This is a genomic window from Brevundimonas bullata, from assembly GCF_014207965.1.
Lineage (GTDB): Bacteria > Pseudomonadota > Alphaproteobacteria > Caulobacterales > Caulobacteraceae > Brevundimonas > Brevundimonas bullata_A.
Map to the genome: position 1 here is coordinate 147,501 of NZ_JACHLM010000002.1, position 19,308 is coordinate 166,808.

The window sequence follows — 19,308 nt, forward strand, 5'->3', positions numbered from 1 at the left end:
CGGAGCGAATGAGGCTCTCACTGGGTCCCCGCCTCCGCGGGGATGAGCGGAGATCAACGCGTGGCGCGCGCCGCCGCCATCTCTGAAGCCAGGCGCACGGCGGCGATGAAGCTGTCGGCGCGGGCGACGCCCTTGCCGGCGATGTCGAAGCCGGTGCCGTGGTCGGGCGAGGTGCGGACGATGGGCAGACCGAGGGTGGCGTTGACCCCGCCCCAGAAGTCCAGGGTCTTGACCGGGATCAGGGCCTGATCGTGATAGAGACAGACGACGGCGTCGTAGCGGGCCCGGGCCTCGTCGTGGAACAGGGTGTCGGCGGGCAGGGGGTCGGTGATGTTCAGCCCCTCGGCGCGCAGGGAGGCGGCGGCGGGGCGCAGGATCTCGATTTCCTGCAGGCCAATCGATCCGCCTTCGCCCGCGTGGGGGTTGAGGGCGGCCATGGCCAGACGCGGGGCCTGGATGCCGAAATCGCGCTTCATCGATTCGTGGACGACGCGGGCGACGCGCATGACGCGCTCGGCGGTCACAAGCTCGGGCAGTTGGTCGATGGCGACGTGGATGGTCACCAGACAGGCGCGCAGGTCCTTGGCCGTCAGCATCATGACCGGGCCGCGCGTGCCGGAAAACGGCATGTCGGCGGTCAGTTCGGCGATGAACTCGGTGTGGCCGGGGAAGCGGAAGCCCGAGGCGTACATGGGCGCCTTGGCGATGGGGGCGGTGACGACGCCGGAGCCTTCGCCCGAGATGACCAGATCGACGGTGCGCTCGATCCAGTCGGCCACGGCGACGGCGTTGCGGGGGTCGGGCTGGCCCGGCGTCACCGGCGCGGGGGCCGGGTGGTGCAGGACGGGGATGGCGCGGCTGAAGACAGCGGCGGCCTCGGACGGGCTGAAGATTTGCTGCACCGGCGCGCCGAGCGCCGCTAGCACATCGCCGTCGCCGATGACGGCGAAGGAGGTGACGGGGGCGAGCGGGCCGGGGGGCGTGGCCAGAATAGGCCACGCCTTGGCGATGATCTCCGGCCCCACGCCGGCGGGGTCGCCCATCGTGACGATGAGCGGCCGCCCGCTCATCACTGCTTGATTTCGATCAGGGCGTCGGCCCGCAGGTCGCGCAGATAGCGGCGGCCCAGCATGGCGTAGTTCTGATTCTGCAAACGCGCTTCGACCTGTTGCGCTGAGGGCGCCTCGGGTCCGCCGAGGCGGCGACCGCAGACGGCCAGGATGTGCACGCCCAGCGGGGTGCGAACGACGCTGCTGACCGTGCCGACGTCAGCCGAACGGGCCACTTGCTGGAACTGCGGCAGCAGGTTGGCCACATCGCTTTCGCCCAGATCGGCGCCCTGCATGCCTTGCTCGGCGCGGGCGCGTTGCAGGATGTTGTCGCAGGTCGTGCCGTTGCGCAGGGCTTCGAGGCGCTGGGTCGCGGCGGCGACGTCTGCTTCGCTGGCCGTTTCCGGCAGCTCGATCATGACCTGCTTCATCTGAACCAGGCTGGTGGCCGCGCCGGAGCGCTTGTCGCGCATGTAAAGGATATAGACCCCGCCCTCGACCGGGATCGGGTTGGACAACTGGCCGACGGCCAAGGCTTCCATAGCCTGCTCCAGTGCGGGCTGGACCGTCCCCTGCACCACCCAGCCGGCGTCGCCGCCGCGCGCTGCCGAAGGCGCGGCCGAGAACTGGCGGGCGACGGCCATGAAGGGCGCGCCCTGAACCATCTGCTGCACCAGTTGGCGGGCGCCGTTCATGGCTTCCTGCATGCCGCCGACGCGGCTGGCCTCAAGGTAGATTTCACCGACCAGATACTGGGGCTTGGTGGCCGATTCCGTCAGCTGGCGCATGGCCTGTTCGACCTGGGTGCGGCTGACCTTGGCGCGATCGCGGAAGCGTCCGCCAACCAGTTCACGCCAGCCGATTTCGGTCCGAATCTGTTCCCGGAACGGCTGAGGACGGATGCCGCCCTGTTCCAGGAAGGCCATGTAGTTCGCGGCGGTCGTACCGGCTTCACGGGCCATGCCGGCGATCTCTTCGTCGACTTCCTGATCGCTGATTCTGAGCGTTTCGAACTTGGCGATCTCGGCGTCTTGCAGGTGCTTTTCGATGAGATCGTTCAGCGCCTGCTGCTGGATGCCGGCGATGTTTTCTTCGGTGGGCTGGACCTGGGCCATGGCCATGATGACCAGCATCCGCTGACGCAGGTCATAGCCGGTGATGATCCGATCGTTGACCGTGGCGATAATGCCGTCAGCCAGTCGAAACTGCGGGGTGGCGGCTGCGCGCTGCGGCGCCTCTTCGGCGGCGGGGTTCAGTGTCCCGGCAGCCGGAGCCGGTTGAGCGGGCGCCGTCTGGGCCACGGACTGACCGACAGCCGTGCCGGCCATGAGGGCGGCCATGGCCACGCCCGTCGTATAACGCATCAAACGCATCGTCAGTCCTGATTCCCTAAAGCCGTCTCGTCCCGGTCCAGCAGCGTCATCGACGATCCTGAGCCATGGAGGGCGCACGCCCCTGCACGCCATGCTTAGCGCATATCATTACGATCATAGCCTGAACCTCCAAACGTGGCGAGGTTAAGACGAATATAGACCCCTTCTGAGGGTCCGGTAGGGCGGACGCGCGTGTTGTCGCGACGCCATCCCAACTCGATTCGGAAGCAATCGTCGTCGAACAGCAGGCCGACTTCCGAGCGCGTGATGATGTCGCGCTCCAGATCGGCGATGCCGCTCACCGCCACGCCCCAGTTGCCATAGACGAACTGGTGACCGGACAGCTGGACGAATTCATAGTTGCGGTTCATCGGGCCGGGGAGAGGATTGGAGCGGTCGATGATGTAGCTCAGGCTGGCCAGGTTGCGGCGGCCCCAGCGTCCGTCGACCGTGGTCTCGCCGCGACGAACGTCGCCGTTGCCGTCAATGGTGGCGTGGGCCCAGCCGCGAATACGGTCGGAGGGCGAAAAGGTCGCCTGAACCACCCAGTCGGATGGGCGATCGGCCAGGCCGGAGGGGTCGTACAGTCGCGTGGGATCATCCGGGATCGGCGTCAGGAACTCACGCTGGTCCTCGGCGCGCATGCTGCGGCCGATGAACAGGCTGGCCGAACGCTTGTCATCCCAACGGAAGGTAGCGCGCGCGCCCGCGGTAAACCGCAGTCCGCCTTCCATCAGATCGTAGCCAGGGAAGCGGTCCATGCGGAACAGGGAGCTGTGATCCAGCTCCATCGTCTGGCTGTCTTCGTTGGGAATGCGTGGGTCCAGATCGGCGTCGGTCGAGGCCGACAACTGGGCCATCGGCTCCAGGATCAGGTCGGAACTGGCGCTGAGGCGGCGGTAGAGCGGATAGCTGACATCCACCCCGGCGCTGGCGCGGCCGCGGGTAAAGACATTCGAATCAACGCCCATCATCGGCGGCAGATCGTCAACCGAATAGACGTCGAGGCGGGCGTCGACGAAGGGCTCCCAACGCAGGCCTAGCGGAGAAATGATGGTGCGGCGCCAGTCGACCTGGCCCGTGAGGCGACGGCTGTCGACGCCCGGGAGGCCTTCAGTCGGCCCGGACGGGATCAGGTCAGGAGACAGGGTCGGGAAGCCGACATAGGCGTCCCGCGTCAGCGCCACAGCGGAGCCGCGCAGACGCAGGCGTCCGCCGAACACGGGGCCTTCCGGTTCCCAGCGCGCGTCGATCAGGGGCGCCACCAAGGGCAGGGTCTTGTCGTCTTCAAAGATGTTCAGAGCCGGGGTCACCGGATTGAACTGGGCCACTCTCAGGCTCTGGATCGAGAAGGCGGCGACTGAAAGGTAGGACCTCTCTGTCTGACGCTCGGCGTAGATCTGGCTGATCAGGCGACGGCTATCGCCGTAGTAGAGGCCGTTGTCCTGATAGGCGTCACGCACATTGTAGCGGTCGAACAGGGTCTTGTCCGAGGTGCGTTCCGCCGTGAAGCCCCAGCGCCAGGGGCCTTCAAGGTCGAACTTGCCGTGCGCCAGCAGATAGCTGCGGCTGGTGCGGTCGCCAAATCGGACATTGCTCTCTGCGTCGCCATCGCCGTCCTGGTCGAAGTCGCCGAAATTGCGCTCATAGGTGTAGCCGCCGCGCACGACGAGCGAGCCGCTGTCGAACCGCCGCCGCCATTGCAGGTTCACGAAGGGCGCGACCCTGGTGTTGATCTGCGGACTGATCAACCAGTCTTCCGAAGGGGAGACGACGCGAAGATAGGGGACCTCAACCGAGACCCCGCGCCCCTCGTCATAGTCGAGGAAGGGGGTAAGGACGCCGGACGCCCGGTCGACGCTGGCGTCGGGGTGGGCGAAGGCGGGCAGGTAGAAGACAGGCACGCCACCGACGCGGAAGACAACGTTGCGATACAGGATGGCGCGCAGGTCCTGGTCCTGAACCGCCTTGTCGGCCTGAATGGAAATGCTGGGTTGCTTGGGGCCGTTCACGTCGCAGATCGGGCAGGGCGTGAAGATGACGCGGTTCAGCTCGCTGACGTTTTCCGAGCGGCGCACGGCAGTGGCGGCCATCAGGCTGGCGCCGTTGGCGAGGCGCAGGGCCAGATCTGTGGCGACGCCTGCCTTGAAGTCGGCATCGAGCTCGATTCGGCTGGCATGGGCGACCGTGCCGTCAGGGGCGACCAGTTCGGCATGGCCGACGGCGGTGGCGACGCCGCTTTTCAGGTCGTAGGTCACCTCTTCGGCGCGAATGCTGTGGTCGCGAGTCCGGGCGAAGACGCGATCTTCCGCCGTGCCGCTGGCCGTCACCACGTCGCCCTGGCGCTGGGCCGCATCGGCGTTGACGTAAAGGCTGCCGGGCGTCAGGCCGTCTGAGGCGGGGGGCGTGGCGGTTTGCGCCGGCGCGGGCGCGACCTGCGCCAACGCGGGCAAAGCCGGCATGCAGGCGATCATGGCCGCTCCGGCCAGGAGCCGGACGCGCAGGGCTCCCTCTCGGGGAATGCGGCGATCACTCATGCGGAATCCACTCATTGCCGGGCGACCGGAAACCGTCCGATTAGCCGTCTTCGGTATAGAACAGCAAGGTAAAGGCGGCGAGCGCCGTTAGCACAGGCGGCAACCAGGCCGCCAGGAAGGGCGGCACGACCTCGGCCGAGCCCATGGCCGACGAGAACTGGTTCACGAAGAAGAAGGCGAAGCCCAGCACCACGGCCGCCACCGCCATCCGCGCCAGATCACCGAGACGCATGAGGCGCAGCGAAAAGGCGGCGGCCAAAATCGACATGGCGGCGAACATCAGCGGCGTGGCCAGCAGCTGCTGCAGGCGCAGACGATAGGCGGTCGAGGCGAAACCGGCGTCCTCAATGCGCTGGATCTGATTCGGCAGCGACCAGAAGGGCGTCGACTGCGGTCGGGCGAAACGCTGGAAGGCTTCTTCGTCGGCCAGGTTCGAGGGCAGATCGAGCGTGGCGTAGCGCACCGCCCGCTGGCCCGTCTGGGCGCCTGTGGCGTCTGTCAGGCGCCAGCGTCCTGCGGTCAGGGAGGCGGTGGCCGCGTCGATCCGTTCGGTGAAGGTCCGCCGCCCTTCCGGCGTGGTCGTATAGATGAAGAAGCTGGCGTCCAGCAGGCGCCCGCTGGCCGGGTCCTGGCGTTCGCCGCGAATAATCATCTGCCGGGAGGCGTCGCCCTCGCGCAGCCAGACAGCGTCCTGGGCGCCGGCGCCGGGGGTCGAGCCGGAAATCCGACCGCGTTCCAGCTGCCACAGCCCGTCGCCAGCGGCGGCCATGGGGCCGAAGACGGTGACGGTCAACACGCCCAGCACCAGGGCGGCTGCAGCTGCGGGCAGGACGAAGCGCCAAGCCGACACGCCCGCCGCGCGCATGGCGATGAGCTCGCTGCGCCGGTTCAGCCCGACAAAGGCCGCCAGGGTTCCGAACAGGAAGACGAAGGGCAGTAACTGGACGATGACGCTGGGTGATTTCAGGAGCACCAGGCCGAAGATACGCGCGCTGGACAACTCGCCGGACGAGTTCAGCCCCCGCGACACCTCGACAAAGTCGATCAGCATCACCAGGGCCGAGATGACAGCCAGAGCCACGGCCAGGGCGCGGGCCTGCTGGACCAGAACATAGCGTTGAATGCGGCCGAGACGGAGCCTCATGCGAACCTCGCCTTGAAACGCTCATAGGGCGCCCAGACGCGCCGTCGATGCGGCTTGAGGGCGCGGAACAGCAGGCGCAAGGCCACGAAGCTGACGCCGAGCGGCAACAGATACTGAAGCAGGTTCATGGCGCCGTTCCAGGCGCTGGCGGCGACCAGGCCGTAGCCGATCACGCGCACGACCAGAAACACGCCCGCCGCCTTGGCGATGCGGCCGCTGTAGCCGGTGCGGCTGAAGGAGCCGCCGAGGATGGCCGTCAGGGCCAGGGTCATGGCCGCCAGCGCATAGAGGGGCGAGGCCAGCCGCGAATGGGCCTCGGCCAGGAGTTCGCCGCGCGTCCCGGCGCTTTCCAACAGGGCGGGCGTGGGGTTGAACAGTTCAGTCAGCCACAGGTCCGACGGCTTGAAGCGGATGCGTTCGGTCGTCTTGGTATAGGGGGACAGGTCGAACACCTGCTGGTCGAACGACAGCTGGTTCAGCACGTCGCGTGACGAATAGCGCTGCATCGAGCCGTTCTGCATGGTCAGGACCGGCACGCCATCGATACGGCCGAACCGGGCGGTGTCAGCGTCCCAGGTCGTCACCGTCTTGCCGTTGTCCAGATAGACGAAAAGGTTCTTCAGCAGGCCGTTCTGCTCGATCTGCTGGACATAGACGGTCAGGCCGCCCGGGCCTTGAACGAAGCGGCCTTCCTCGACCAGCAGGGCGGCGAGGTCGGTGCGGATGGCGAAGGCCTGACGGCGCGCCTCGCGTTGCGCCCAGGGCTGAACGAAGACGTTGGTGATCAGGGCGACCACGGCGACGATGACGGCGATCTGGATCGCAGGTCGGATCAGCGACCAGCGGCTGACGCCCGCAGCATAGGCAGCGGTCAGTTCCTGTTCGCGCTGCAGCCGCGTCAGGGCGATCAATGCCCCGACGAACAGGCCGATGGGCAGGATGACGGCGACCAGTTGCGGCAGGGCCAGCAGCGTCAGCTTGGCCATCACCCAGACGCTTTGCCCGCGCTCGACGATGACCTCGAGCTGATCGAGGCTCTGGCTCAGCAGGCCGATTCCGGCCAGGGCCGCGCACGCCGCCACGACGGGCAGGCCGATCTGGCGGAAAAGATAGCCCTGAATCAGCGTCATGGTCTGGAAAGAAAGGGTTTCGGGGGCGAGCGAGTTGCAGCCGCGAGCGATGCGGGCCATGTAATACACATCCGAGCGCAACGGCGAAACAGCCGGTGCGCCCATGTCTGATTCAAGCACGACCGGGGCATAGAACCTCGGCCTGGAGTAGGTTTCATGAAAATCGAGTTCGTCGCTTCCCCCAGCGCCGCTCAAATCCTTGCCGTCCTGGTCCATGACGGCCGGGCGCTGGCGGGCACGGGCTCGGCCCTGGACGCCGCCGCCTCGGGCGCTTTGACAAAGGCCATGGCCAATAGCCGCTTCACCGGCGCCGCCAACAGCCACCTGACGGTTGCGGCCCCGGCAGGCGTCGACGCCAATTCGGTGCTGCTGGTCGGCGCGGGCGCGGCGGACAAGTTCGACGATCTGGCGGTCGAGACCGCCGGCGCCGCCGCCTATCACGCCGCCAAGCTGTCGGGCGCGGAAGTCCTGACCATCGACGCCGCCCACCTGTCGGCTGAACAGGCTGCCCGCGTCGGTTTCGCCGTGCGCCTGGCCGCCTATCGTTTCGCCAAATACCTGACGAAGCAGAAGGCCGACAAGATTCCGTCGGTAACGACCGTCCGCGTCGTGACGTCTGACGTGGCTGCGGCTGAGGCCGCCTTTGGTCCGCTTTCGGCTGTGGCCGACGCGGTTCTGTTCTCGCGCGATCTGGTCGCCGAGCCCGCCAACGTCCTTTACCCGGCCGAGTTTGCGCGCCGCGTGAAGGAACTGGAAGCCCTGGGCGCCAAGGTCGAGATCCTGGGCGAAGCCGAGATGGAAAAGCTGGGCATGCACACCCTGCTGGGCGTCGGCATGGGCTCAGAGCGTGAAAGCCAGCTGGCCGTCATCCAGTGGAACGGCGGCAAGGAAGGCGAGGCCCCCATCGCCTTCGTCGGCAAGGGCGTCTGCTTCGACACCGGCGGCATTTCGCTGAAGCCGGCTGACGGCATGGAAGAGATGAAGTGGGACATGGGCGGCGCCGCCGCCGTGGCCGGTCTGATGCACGCCCTGGCGGGCCGCAAGGCCAAGGTCAACGTGGTCGGCGTCCTCGGCCTGGTCGAGAACATGCCTGACGGCAAGGCCCAGCGTCCGGGCGACGTGGTCACCTCGATGTCGGGCCAGACGGTCGAGATCCTCAACACCGACGCCGAAGGCCGCCTCGTTCTGGCCGACGCGCTCTGGTACACGCAGGAGCGCTTCAAGCCGAAATTCATGATCGACCTGGCCACCCTGACGGGCGCCATCATCATCTCGCTGGGTCTGGAATACGCCGGCGTCTTCTCGAACGACGACGACCTGGCCAACGGCATCCTGGCGGCTGGTCCCAAGGTCGGCGAGAACGTCTGGCGCCTGCCGATCCCGGCCGCCTACGAGCGTCACATCGACAGCCCGATCGCCGATGTGAAGAACACCGGAAACGGTCGCGCCGGGGGCTCGATCACCGCCGCCCTGTTCCTGCAACGCTTCACCAACGGCGTGCCGTGGGCGCACATCGACATCGCCTCGACCGCCTGGGTCAAGGACAGCAAGAACCCGACGGTGCCGGACGGCGCCGTGGGCTATGGCGTGCGTCTGCTCGACCGCATGGTCGCCGACAAATACGAAGCCTGATCCAACGCATTCAGAGGGTAGGACCCGGTGTCTGACGCAAAGCCGGAAATCTGGTTCTACCACCTGGAGCGATCGACGCTGGATCAGGTGCTGCCGGGCCTGCTGGAGAAAACTCTCCAGCGGGGCTGGCGCGCCCTGGTGCGTGGGGCGGCGTCCCACCGCCTCGATGATATCGATGAACACCTGTGGACCTATCGCGCCGACAGCTTCCTGCCGCACGGTCTGGCGTCGGGGGCTCACGCGGTTCGGCAACCGATCCTCCTGTCCGAATCGGGCGAGAACCTGAATGGTGCTCAGGCGCTGTTCATCGTGGATGAGTCAGAGCTGGGGGCCACGGAAGGGTACGAGCGGTGCTTCATAATTTTCGACGGTCGCAACGAACAGGCGCTGCAACAGGCGCGCGAGCGCTGGCGCACGCTGAAGGCGTCCAACGCCAATTTGGCTTACTGGAAACAGACGGACGAAGGACGCTGGGAAAAGGCGGCCTGATCGTCCTGGGGCTGCTGGCCATCGCCGGCTGCTCGTCCTCGTCGCCGTCCACGCGCCCCTCGGCGCCGGCCGTGGTGGAACAGGCGCGCCAGAGCCAACCGGTCGGCACGCGCATGCCGCAGAATGACGCTGACGTCTGCAAGGCGGGCGAGCTTCAGTGGCTGGTCGGGAAACCTAGAAGCGAGATCCCCGTTCCGGTGGATGTGGTGAACCGTCGCGTAGTGTGCAGCACCTGTCCTGTCACCGAAGATTATTCGCCTTACCGACTGAATATTTTCTATAATCAGCAGACCGGCATCGTCGAGCGTGTGAGCTGCGGCTAGGCCGAAACGGAGAGACGCCATGAAGACGATTCTGATGCTGACGGCATTTGCCGGCGCCGTGGCGCTCTCGGCCTGTGCGCCGAGCATGACCGCGCCTGGCGGCGAGCCTACGCCGGTCATGTGCAAGGCCGGCGACTATCAGGAATATGTCGGTCGCAATCGCTCGACGATCCCGGCGGCCCCGGCGGGCCGGATCTTCCGCGTCCTGTGCAGCAGCTGCGCCGCGACGATGGACTATCGCGATAACCGCGTGACCTTCACCTACGACGACAAGACCAATGTCGTGACGCGCGTTTCGTGCGGATAAGGTTCTTCCCGATCCTGGGGGCGGCGTTCGTCACCCTTGGGGCTTGCGCTCCAAAGACAGTCGAGCCGGGTGATCTGGCCCAGCGTTGCGATCCAACGGCAGGCCAGTCGCTGATCGGCAGTCATGTGGGGGCGGTGGATTTCGCTTCCAACGCCAATGTTCGGATCATTTGCACGACCTGCCCGGCGACGACGGACTATCGGGCCGAGCGAACCAACATCCGCTTCAGCGAGAAGACCGGGATCATCGAAAAGGTCGATTGCGGCTAAGCTGTCTGCGACGGTCCGACGACGCGGGTTCAGGGAGCGGGGCTGAACGGATCGTCATCCCGGAAGCGGCGAAGCCGCTATCCGGTCTGACGTCTGCGTCCTGGGCGGTCCCGGCTCTACGCCTCGCGCCGCGAGGCTTCGGCCGGGATGACGTCCTTCGTTAGCGTTCAAGGCCGTAGAGGGTGTCGGCGATGTCCTCGACCTTCTGGCGCACCACGGTCTCGGCGTCACGAAGACCCCGATTGTAGAACAGCCTGCCTATGTCGCGTTCGATGAACTCGACCAGCATTTCCGTGGGCAGTTGGCCCGCCTCGATGTCCATTTCCTCGCGCAAGTAGGTCCGTAGGCGGCTGGCGGCCTCCTGCATTTCGTCGCGGGTCAGGGCCGAGGGCTGGGCCTTCTTGCTCATCAGGACACGGCGGCCAGGGCTTCTTCGGCCTCGACCCAGGCAGCCTCGGCGGCTTCCAGATCGGTCTGGGTCTTGGCGCGGGCGCGCGTCAGGCCTTCCAGCGCCTTGGGGTTTGAGACGGCGGCGTTGGCCAGATCGTCGTCGATGCGGGCGACCTCGGCGGCCAGAGCGGCCATCCGCTCTTCGGCCTTCTTCACCGCGTGACGCAGGGTTGAGGGGGAGGGGCCGGACTTCTTGTCGTTCTTCTTCTTGCCGCCTGGAGCGGGGGCGGCGGCTGCGGCCTCCTGCTTGATCTGGCTGGGTTTGACGGCGGCGGCCTTGGCGCGGTCGAGGACGAACTTCTGATAGTCGTCCATGTCGCCGTCATAGGGCTTCACCGTGCCGTCGGCGGCCAGCCACAGGCGGTCGGCGACCATCTCCATCAGCGAGCGGTCGTGGGTGATCAGGATGACTGCGCCGTTGTAGTCGTTCAGCGCGTCCAGCAGGGCGCGGCGGCTGTCGATGTCCAGGTGGTTGGTCGGTTCGTCGAGGATCAGGACGTGGGGCGCATCCATCGCCACCATGTTGAGCAGCAGGCGCGCGCGTTCGCCGCCCGACAGGCTGTCGACCGTGGTTTCCTGTTTTTCATAGCCTAGGCCGAACTGGGCCAGCTTGGAACGGCGGCTGCTCTCGTTGGCGTCCGGCATGGCCCGGCGGATGATCTCCAGGGGCGTGTCGGTGGGGTCCATGGCCTCGATTTGATGCTGGTGGAACCAGCCCACGCGCATCTTCTTGTCGCGGTGCAGTTCACCCTCGGAGACGTTCAGGGCGCCGGCGATCATCTTGGCGAAGGTCGACTTGCCGGCGCCGTTGACGCCCAGCAGACCGATGCGGTCGTCCAGGTCCATGCGCAGGTTCAGATTCCGCAGGATGGGCTTGCCGGTCTCATAGCCGACGTTGGCGCGTTCCAGACGGATCAGCGGCGGCGCCAGCGGGCGCGGCGGCGAGGGCAGGGTGAAGGGGGCGACGCGTTCCTCGATGGTGGTCGAGACCGGCTCCATCTTGGCCAGGCGCTTCATCCGCGACTGGGCCTGGGCGGCCTTGGAGGCCTTGGCCTTGAAGCGGTCCACGAAGGCCTGAAGGTGGGCGCGCTCGGCGTCCTGCTTGGCCTTGGCCGACAGTTGCAGGCGGGCCTTCTCGGCGCGCGCCTTCTCGAACATGTCGTAGCCGCCGGTGTAGAGCTCCAGCTTGCGGTTCGCCAGGTGCAGGGTGTGGGTGCAGCTGTTGTTCAGCAGTTCGCGGTCGTGGCTGATGATCAGGGCCGTGTGCGGATATTTCTGCAGGCGGCTTTCCAGCCAGAGCGCGCCTTCAAGGTCGAGGTAGTTGGTCGGTTCGTCGAGCAGCAGCATGTCCGGCTCGGAGAACAGGGCGGCGGCCAGGGCCACGCGCATCCGCCAGCCGCCCGAGAACTCGGACATGGGGCGCTGCTGGTCCTCCTGGCTGAAGCCCAGACCGGCCAGGATTTCACCGGCGCGGGCGGGGGCCGAGTCGGCATCGATGTCGATCAGGCGCGCCCAGATCTCGCCCATCTCCTCCGGCGGAGCGGTTTCCAGCCGGGTCAGCAGGGTATGACGCTCAGCATCCGCTTCCAGAATGGTGTCCAGCACGCTGTCGGGCGTGGCCGGGTGTTCCTGATCCACCGAGCCGACGCGGGCGGTCTTGGGCAGGCTGACCTCGTCGCCGTTGGCGGCCAGTTCGCCCAGAATCAGCTTGAACAGGGTCGATTTGCCGATGCCGTTGCGGCCGACCAGGCCCACTTTCGCACCGGGCGGCAGGCTGACGGAGGCGTCGTCGAGGAACTGGCGGCCCCAGGCGTTGAACGTCAGGTTGGTGATCTGGAGCATGTAAAACGACTGACGTTGAGGTGGCGGTTGGAAAGCGGGGAGGGCGCCGCTATAAGCCCGCGACCCTCAAACTACCAAACCGCAAAGAGTCTTCCCATGACCGAACGCACTTTCTCGATCATCAAACCCGACGCCACGCGCCGCAACCTGACCGGCGCAATCAACGCCGTCATCGAAGGCGCTGGCCTGCGCATCGTCGCTCAGCGCCGCATCAAGCTGACCGAAGAGCAAGCCAAGAAATTCTACGAAGTGCACGCCGAGCGTCCCTTCTACGGCGAACTGGTTTCGCAGATGATCGCTGAGCCGGTCGTCGTGCAGGTGCTGGAAGGCGACAACGCTGTCGCCAAGTACCGCGAAGTCATGGGCGCCACCAACCCGAACGACGCCGCCGAAGGCACGATCCGCAAGCTGTTCGCCCTGTCGATCGGCGAGAACTCGGTCCACGGTTCGGACTCGCTGGAAAACGCGGGCATCGAAATCGCGCAGTTCTTCACGGACGCCGATATCGTTGGCTAAATGTTGAGCGGGCCGCCTGGCGCGGCCTAGCTCTGCAATAAAGCGGCCCGCCTCCGGAACCGGAGGCGGGCCGTTTCGTTTTCACGGTCCTGTTACCTGTTCAGCCATCAAGGAAGACCGCCATGAAGACGATCCTCAAACTGGCTCCGGTTATCGGCCTCGTGGGCCTGCTGGCCGCTTGCGGCACGACCACGGAACAACGCGCCGCCACGGGCGCCATCGGCGGCGCGGTCGCCGGTCAGGCCATCGGCGGCAATACTGGCGCGACGGTCGCCGGCGCCGCCATCGGCGCGATCGGCGGTGCTGTGACCACGCCGAAGAAGCCGAACTGACTTTATCCGGGCGTCCCCGGATACAAGAACGGCGTCAGCTGCGAAGCTGACGCCGTTTTCGTGTCCGATAGGACCGAGCCGCTTACCAGATGCGGGCGCGGCTTTCCGGGGCGATGTACTGGGCTTGATCCGGCGTGACGCCGAAGGCGGCGTACCAGGCGTCGATGTTGCGCGGCGGGGTCGAGGCGCGGGCGGCGCCCGGCGAATGCGGGTCGGTCGTCAGTTGCTCCTTCAGCGCCGCTTCACGCGACTTCTCGCGCCAGACCTGAGCCCAGCCGAGGAAGACGCGTTGTTCGCCCGTCAGGCCGTCGATGACCGGGGCCGGCTGGCCGTTCAGACTGCGGTGATAGGCATCCAGCGCCATCAGCAGACCGCCCAGGTCGGCGATGTTCTCGCCCATGGTCAGCTCGCCGTTGATGGGCGTGCCGGGAATAGGCTCCTGGGCGTCGTAGATGGCCCCCAGCACCTTGGCGCGGGCTTCGAAGCGGGCGGCGTCTTCAGGCGTCCACCAGTCACGCAGGACGCCGTTGGCGTCCGACTTGCGGCCCTGATCGTCGAAGCCGTGGGTGATCTCGTGGCCGATGACGGCGCCGATGCCGCCGTAGTTGACCGCCGGGTCGGCCTTCGGGTCGAAGAAGGGCGGTTGCAGGATGGCGGCCGGGAAGACGATCTCGTTGCGCGGCGGGTTGTAGTAGGCGTTCACCGTCTGGGGCGTCATGCCCCATTCCAGCGGATCGACCGGCTGGCCGATCTTGCTGCGCTTCCAGGCCCAGTCGAAGGCCGAAGAGCGTTCGACGTTGCCGTAGAGGTCGCCAGCCGACAGCTCCAGGCCGTCATAGCTGCGCCATTTCTCAGGATAGCCGATCTTGACGCCGAACTTGGACATCTTGAGCAGGGCCTGCTCGCGCGTCGGCTCGCTCATCCAGTCCAGCTTCTTCAGGCGCTCGGTCATGGCGGCGCTGAGGTTGGCGACCAGAGCCTCCATCTGGGTCTTGGACGAGGCTGGGAAGTGCAGGCGCACGTATTCCTGGCCCAGAACCTCGCCCAGCTGGCCGTCGACGAGGGCCACGCCGCGGTTCCAGCGCGGACGGTTTTCGGGCTGACCGCGCAGGGTCTTGCCGCGGAACTCGAAGCGCGAGTCGATGAAGGCGTCGGACAGATAGGGTCCGGCCTGATCGACGATCTGGAAGGCTTCCCACGCTTTCAGCGTGTCCAGCGAGGTGTCGGCAAAGACCTGGGCTATGCCGGGGAAGGCGGTGTTTTCCATCAGGACGATGGCTTTCACGTCACCGATCTGGGCGCCTTGCAGGAAGGCGGTCCAGTCAAAGCCGGGGGCCAGACGGGCCAGGTCGGCGGTCGGGGCCGGGTTGTAGATCTTGTCGATCTGGCGACGCTCGACCGTGGTCCAGTGCTTTTCGGCCACCTTGGTCTCGAAGGCCAGGATGTCTGCGGCGGCCTGGGCCGGGTTGGACCACCCGGCGGCCGTCAGGGCGCGGGTGATGTAAGCGACATAGGCTTCACGCTGAGGCGCGAAGTCGGCCTTCAGGTAGTAGTCGCGGTCGGGCAGGCCGAGGCCGCCCTGACCCATATAGGCCGAGTTCAGGTTGGGGTTCTGCAGGTCCTCGAAGACATCGACGCCGAATAGCGAGCCGCCGAAACCGGCGTGGGTTTCGCCCATCAGGCGAGCCATGCCGCTGTGGTCGGCGACGGCGCGGACGGCGGCCAGGTCAGCGGCCAGGGGCTGGGCGCCCAGCTGGTTGACGCGGGCCTCGTCCATGAAGCTGGCGTAGAGGGCGCCGACCTTTTGCGCATTGGCGTTGGTCGGGTTGGCGGTGCTGGTCTCGATGATGGACTTAAGCTGGCTCTGGGCGTTTTCGTACAGGACGTCGAACGGGCCGAAACGGGCCTTGTCCGAGGGGATCTCGGTATCCCGCAGATAGGTCCCGTTGGCGTATGCGTTGAAGTCGTCGCCCGGCTTCACGGTCAGGTCGCGACCGTTCAGGTCAAAGCCCCAGGGATGAATCTGCGGCGCGTCAGCGGCGGATGCCGGCGCTGCGTGGCCGGCGTGGGCGTCTTGGGCCGAGGCGGCTTGAGCGGAGAGCGCGAAGGCGAGCGCCAGGCCGGCGGCGCCCATCAGGCGGGTCTTGGACATCGGGTCTTCCCATATGGAAACAGGCGAGCAGCTCCGGGCGAGCCGGGCCGATCTTGGCGGGGAAACTGCTCCCGCCTGCGGCGGCCTGTCGCATTAAAAATCGTTAAGGTTAGGCTGCGCGTCGGTGCGTGACGAAGGCTGCCAGCGCCTGAGGATACAGCGTGTGCTCCGCCGCCTTGACCCGTTCGGCAAGGGCGTCGGGCGTGTCCCCAGGCAGGATCGGCACGCGGGCCTGGCCCAGGACAGGACCTTCATCGACGCCTTCAGTGACCACATGGACGGTGCAGCCCGCCTCGGCGTCGCCCGCCTCGATGGCGCGGGCGTGGGTGTTCAGGCCGGGATAGAGGGGCAGCAGCGACGGGTGGATGTTCAGCATCCGCCCCGCCCATTTCTGCACCAGCCAGGGCGTCAGCAGGCGCATATAGCCGGCCAGGGCGATGACCTCGACGTCCCGCTCGACCAGCAGGGCGTTGATCGCGCGCTCATGCGCCTCGCGGTCCTTGCCGAACGGCTTGTGCTCGACGGTCAGGGCCTCGACGCCTGCGGCGCGGGCCTTTTCCAGTCCCGCCACGTCGGCGACGTTGGAAATGACCACCACGACCTCATAGGGGGCGTCCGCCGCCTGACCCGCGGCGATCAGCGAGGCCATGTTGGTGCCGGAGCCTGAGATCAGCACGGCCACGCGCGTCTTGGGCTTGCAGGTATCAGTCATGGAGCGGCTCGGGCGATAGATCGAGGAGGAGGCGAGGGATGCGGCGACGGCAGCTCCTTGGCAAGCCCATGCTGCTGATCAGGGCGTTATAAAGTCCGTTGCCCGACGGCTCCGCTTGGCGTTAGCGTCCCGGCGCCGGGATGTCCGGCGCGTGAGGGGGAGTTCACAATGCGTCATCTGCTTTCCGCTGCCTGTGCGGCTGCGATCTTGGCTGTGCCGATGGTTTCCATGGGTCAAGAAGCGTCCGGCGGCGGCCCGGTTCGCTCGGCTTCGGACCGTCTGCGTAACGTCACCGCCGAGCAGGTGGAGCGCAATTGGGCGCGCGCGACCCCGGAAGAGAAGGAGGTGACGACCAGCCATTCGATCACCGCCCACGGCCGGACCATGCGCTACAAGGCCACGGCCGGCACCCTGACTATTCGCGACGATGCGGGCATGCCGACGGCCAGCCTGTTCTACGTCGCCTATACCCTGGACGGGCAGCCGGTCGGCCGCCGCCCGGTGACCTATCTCTACAATGGCGGGCCGGGCTCGCCGACGGTGTGGCTGCACATGGGCGCTTTCGGTCCGGTGCGGGTGCTGACGGATGATCCGGTGGTCGAGCGCCCCGCGCCGTTCAATGTCGGCCCCAACGACATGACCCTGCTGGACAAGAGCGATCTGGTCTTCATCGACATGGTCGGCGCCGGCTATTCGCGTCCGCTGGGCGAGACGCCGGGTTCGGCCTTCTGGGGCGTGGATCAGGACGCCGACGCCTTTACGCGCGCAATCATGCGCTACACCACCAAGTTCAATCGCTGGTCCAGCCCGAAATACGTGCTGGGCGAAAGCTACGGCACCCTGCGGACCGGCGCGGTGGCCCATCAGTTGGAAGACCGTGGGATGTCGCTGAACGGCGTCATCCTGCTGTCCTCGATCATGAACTACGGCGTGCGCCAGCCGGGTTATGCGCAGAACTTCCTCACCCTGCTGCCGACCTATGCCGCGACGGCCTGGTATCACAACAAGGTGCCCAATCGCACCGCCACGGTCGAGGAGCACGTCCAGCGGGCGCGCGATTTCGCCATGGGGCCCTATGCGGCGGCTCTGGCCAAGGGGCATATGATCCCGGACGCCGAGCGCGCCCAGATCGCCCGGCAGATGAGCGAACTGATCGGCGTTTCACCGACCTTCATCGACAACGCCAACCTGCGTGTCGAACTGTCGCCGTTCAGGAAGGAATTGCTGCGGGATCGTCGCGAGACCATCGGGCGCCTGGACACCCGCTATCTGGGCATGGACGCCGACGCCGTGGGCGGATCGCCCGAGGAGGATCCGTCGAGCAGCGCCATCACCGGGGCCTATTTCGGCGTCTTCCACGACTACATCGCCAATACGCTGAACTACCGGACGGACATGGATTATCGCCAGTCGGCGCGCGGCCTGCCGGGCTTTAACTGGAACTGGAGCCACCGTCCCCCGGTCGGCGGTCCGCAGACCACGCCGAACACGGCGGTAGACCTGGCCACGACCATGCGGCGCAACCCGCATCTGAAGGTGCTGGCGCTGAACGGCTATTACGACGCCGCCACGCCCTTCTTCTCGACCGAGTTCGACCTGGCCCAGATGATGCTGGAGCCCAGGCTGCTTCAGAACCTGGAGTTCACCTACTATGAGGGCGGACACATGATGTACACGAGCCGCAAGGCGCTGGAGGAACTGCACGTCGATCTGGCCAAGTTCTACGAGGAGACCCAGAACGGCGGGGTTCGGTAACAACCCTCCCGCTCATCCCGGCGGACGCCGGGATCCAGTTCTTTGGCTTCAGGCTTCGGTGTCTGAGGTTCGCACTGGACCCCGGCGTCCGCCGGGGTGAGCGGGATTTTAGGGTGGCGCACCAAACAAAAAGGCCCCGGTCTCGCGACCGGGGCCTTTGTCGTTTCAGACGTTGGACGCTCAGGCGGCTTCCAGCTGTCCGCAGATGAAGGCTTCCTCGCCAGCGTTCAGCAGGGCGGCCAGGACCGGCTCGGCGTTCTCGGGCGAAACGATCAGCATGAAGCCGACGCCGCAGTTGAAGGTGCGGCGCAGTTCGTGGTCGGAGATGCCGCCCACCTGACCCAGCCATTCGAAGACGGGCGGCAGAGCCCAGGCGTTCCAGTCGAACGCGGCCTGCAGGCCCTCGGCGATGCAGCGCGGCGGGTTTTCGATCAGGCCGCCGCCCGTGATGTGGGCCGCGCCCTTGACCAGACCGGCCTTCATCAGCGGCAGGACCGGCTTCACATAGATCCGGGTCGGCTCCATCAGGGCCTGGGCGAGGGTGCGGTCCTTGGCGAAGGGGGCGTCGTCGCCCCAGGCCAGGCCGGACTTCTCGACCACCTTGCGGATCAGCGAATAGCCGTTCGAGTGCGGACCCGACGAGGCCAGGCCGATGATGATGTCGCCGGCCTTTTGCTGGTCCAGATAGGGCAGGACCTGACCACGCTCGACCGCGCCGACCGAGAAGCCGGCCAGATCATAGTCGCCGCCAGAATACATGCCCGGCATTTCGGCCGTCTCGCCGCCGACCAGGGCGCTGCCCGACTGACGGCAGCCTTCGGCTATGCCGGCGACGACGCGACGCGCGGCGTCCACGTCCAGCTTGCCGGTGGCGTAGTAGTCCAGGAACATCAGCGGCTCGGCGCCCTGCGCCAGCAGGTCGTTGACGCACATGGCGACCAGATCGACGCCCACGCCGTCATGACGGCCGGTCTCGATGGCGATTTTCAGCTTGGTGCCGACGCCGTCCGTGGTGGTGACGATCAGCGGATCGACAAAACCGGCGGCCTTCAGGTCGAACAGGGCGCCGAATCCGCCCAGCGAAGCCTCGGCGCCAGGGCGGCGAGTCGACTTGGCCAGGGGTTTGATCGCATCGACCAACATTTCTCCGACGTCGATATCCACGCCTGCATCGGCGTAGGTAAGGCCGTTTTTCAGGGTTTCAGGGGTGTCGCTCATCGGTCACGGCTCGAAATCGGGGGCGAAAATCTGTCGAAGCGCTCTTGCCACGACGGCGTCGCGCGGGGCTATAGCATC

At 66.5% G+C, this 19,308-nt stretch carries 18 protein-coding genes; 8 read left to right on the forward strand and 10 right to left on the reverse strand.

The features are described from left to right. Positions 1–53: 53 nt before the first annotated feature. From pdxA to HNP51_RS05180, 5 genes are all read right to left on the reverse strand, one after another. Entirely contained in the window at positions 54–1,070 is a 1,017-nt protein-coding gene (gene pdxA, locus HNP51_RS05160; protein WP_184267858.1) for a 4-hydroxythreonine-4-phosphate dehydrogenase PdxA, read from the reverse strand. Next, on the reverse strand, positions 1,070–2,422 hold the full coding sequence (locus HNP51_RS05165) for a peptidylprolyl isomerase (protein ID WP_184267860.1): 1,353 nt from the start codon (positions 2,420–2,422) through the stop codon (positions 1,070–1,072). Before HNP51_RS05165 ends, pdxA begins: the two co-directional genes overlap by 1 nt. 95 nt (positions 2,423–2,517) lie before the next feature. Further along, positions 2,518–4,959 (reverse strand): LPS-assembly protein LptD, encoded by a 2,442-nt coding sequence (locus tag HNP51_RS05170; RefSeq protein ID WP_184267862.1) that lies wholly within the window; start codon positions 4,957–4,959, stop codon positions 2,518–2,520. 40 nt (positions 4,960–4,999) lie between these two features. After that, a complete protein-coding gene (lptG, locus tag HNP51_RS05175; RefSeq protein ID WP_184267864.1) occupies positions 5,000–6,103 on the reverse strand; it encodes an LPS export ABC transporter permease LptG in 1,104 nt (367 codons plus the stop codon). Further along, positions 6,100–7,293 carry an LptF/LptG family permease gene (locus HNP51_RS05180; protein ID WP_260398341.1) on the reverse strand — a complete coding sequence of 398 codons (1,194 nt, stop codon included), beginning with the start codon at positions 7,291–7,293 and terminating at the stop codon, positions 6,100–6,102. The genes lptG and HNP51_RS05180 overlap by 4 nt, the downstream gene beginning before the upstream one ends. Before the next feature lie 96 nt (positions 7,294–7,389). Between HNP51_RS05180 and HNP51_RS05185 the strand changes: the two genes are divergently transcribed. The 5 genes from HNP51_RS05185 to HNP51_RS05205 all read left to right on the forward strand — a co-directional run bounded on the left by HNP51_RS05185 (position 7,390) and on the right by HNP51_RS05205 (position 10,253). Continuing rightward, positions 7,390–8,865, forward strand: a complete 1,476-nt coding sequence (locus tag HNP51_RS05185) for a leucyl aminopeptidase (protein ID WP_184267866.1) — start codon at positions 7,390–7,392, stop codon at positions 8,863–8,865. A 27-nt stretch (positions 8,866–8,892) separates the two neighbouring features. After that, positions 8,893–9,354, forward strand: coding sequence for a DNA polymerase III subunit chi (locus tag HNP51_RS05190; protein ID WP_184267867.1), 462 nt, complete (start codon positions 8,893–8,895; stop codon positions 9,352–9,354). 71 nt (positions 9,355–9,425) lie between these two features. Continuing rightward, the gene (locus HNP51_RS05195) at positions 9,426–9,677 is read left to right on the forward strand and encodes a hypothetical protein (protein ID WP_311769903.1); all 252 of its coding nucleotides are present in this window, start codon (positions 9,426–9,428) and stop codon (positions 9,675–9,677) included. A 19-nt stretch (positions 9,678–9,696) separates the two neighbouring features. Continuing rightward, entirely contained in the window at positions 9,697–9,984 is a 288-nt protein-coding gene (locus HNP51_RS05200) for a hemolysin (RefSeq protein WP_184267869.1), read from the forward strand. After that, positions 9,975–10,253, forward strand: a complete 279-nt coding sequence (locus tag HNP51_RS05205) for a hypothetical protein (protein ID WP_184267871.1) — start codon at positions 9,975–9,977, stop codon at positions 10,251–10,253. Before HNP51_RS05200 ends, HNP51_RS05205 begins: the two co-directional genes overlap by 10 nt. Before the next feature lie 160 nt (positions 10,254–10,413). On the opposite strand, the gene HNP51_RS05210 is transcribed toward HNP51_RS05205, so the two are convergent. Then, positions 10,414–10,662, reverse strand: coding sequence for a DUF2164 domain-containing protein (locus HNP51_RS05210; protein WP_184267873.1), 249 nt, complete (start codon positions 10,660–10,662; stop codon positions 10,414–10,416). Continuing rightward, entirely contained in the window at positions 10,662–12,545 is a 1,884-nt protein-coding gene (locus tag HNP51_RS05215; protein ID WP_184267874.1) for an ABC-F family ATP-binding cassette domain-containing protein, read from the reverse strand. The genes HNP51_RS05210 and HNP51_RS05215 overlap by 1 nt, the downstream gene beginning before the upstream one ends. Positions 12,546–12,641: 96 nt before the next feature. On the opposite strand from HNP51_RS05215, the gene ndk reads away from it, so the two are divergent. Beyond that, a complete protein-coding gene (ndk, locus tag HNP51_RS05220) occupies positions 12,642–13,061 on the forward strand; it encodes a nucleoside-diphosphate kinase (RefSeq protein ID WP_114816655.1) in 420 nt (139 codons plus the stop codon). A 122-nt stretch (positions 13,062–13,183) separates the two neighbouring features. Then, a complete protein-coding gene (locus tag HNP51_RS05225) occupies positions 13,184–13,393 on the forward strand; it encodes a hypothetical protein (RefSeq protein WP_178827508.1) in 210 nt (69 codons plus the stop codon). 82 nt (positions 13,394–13,475) lie between these two features. Here HNP51_RS05225 and HNP51_RS05230 read toward each other — a convergent pair whose 3' ends face one another. Beyond that, complete coding sequence (locus HNP51_RS05230; protein WP_184267876.1) at positions 13,476–15,545, reverse strand: M13 family metallopeptidase; 2,070 nt, start codon at positions 15,543–15,545, stop codon at positions 13,476–13,478. 109 nt (positions 15,546–15,654) lie between these two features. Next, positions 15,655–16,257: a phosphoribosylglycinamide formyltransferase gene (purN, locus tag HNP51_RS05235; RefSeq protein ID WP_184267878.1), complete on the reverse strand. Its 603-nt coding sequence runs from the start codon at positions 16,255–16,257 to the stop codon at positions 15,655–15,657. A gap of 168 nt (positions 16,258–16,425) precedes the next feature. Between purN and HNP51_RS05240 the strand changes: the two genes are divergently transcribed. Continuing rightward, on the forward strand, positions 16,426–18,012 hold the full coding sequence (locus tag HNP51_RS05240; RefSeq protein WP_184267880.1) for a S10 family peptidase: 1,587 nt from the start codon (positions 16,426–16,428) through the stop codon (positions 18,010–18,012). A gap of 180 nt (positions 18,013–18,192) precedes the next feature. Here HNP51_RS05240 and purM read toward each other — a convergent pair whose 3' ends face one another. Beyond that, positions 18,193–19,230: a phosphoribosylformylglycinamidine cyclo-ligase gene (gene purM, locus HNP51_RS05245; RefSeq protein WP_184267882.1), complete on the reverse strand. Its 1,038-nt coding sequence runs from the start codon at positions 19,228–19,230 to the stop codon at positions 18,193–18,195. Positions 19,231–19,308: the final 78 nt, after the last annotated feature.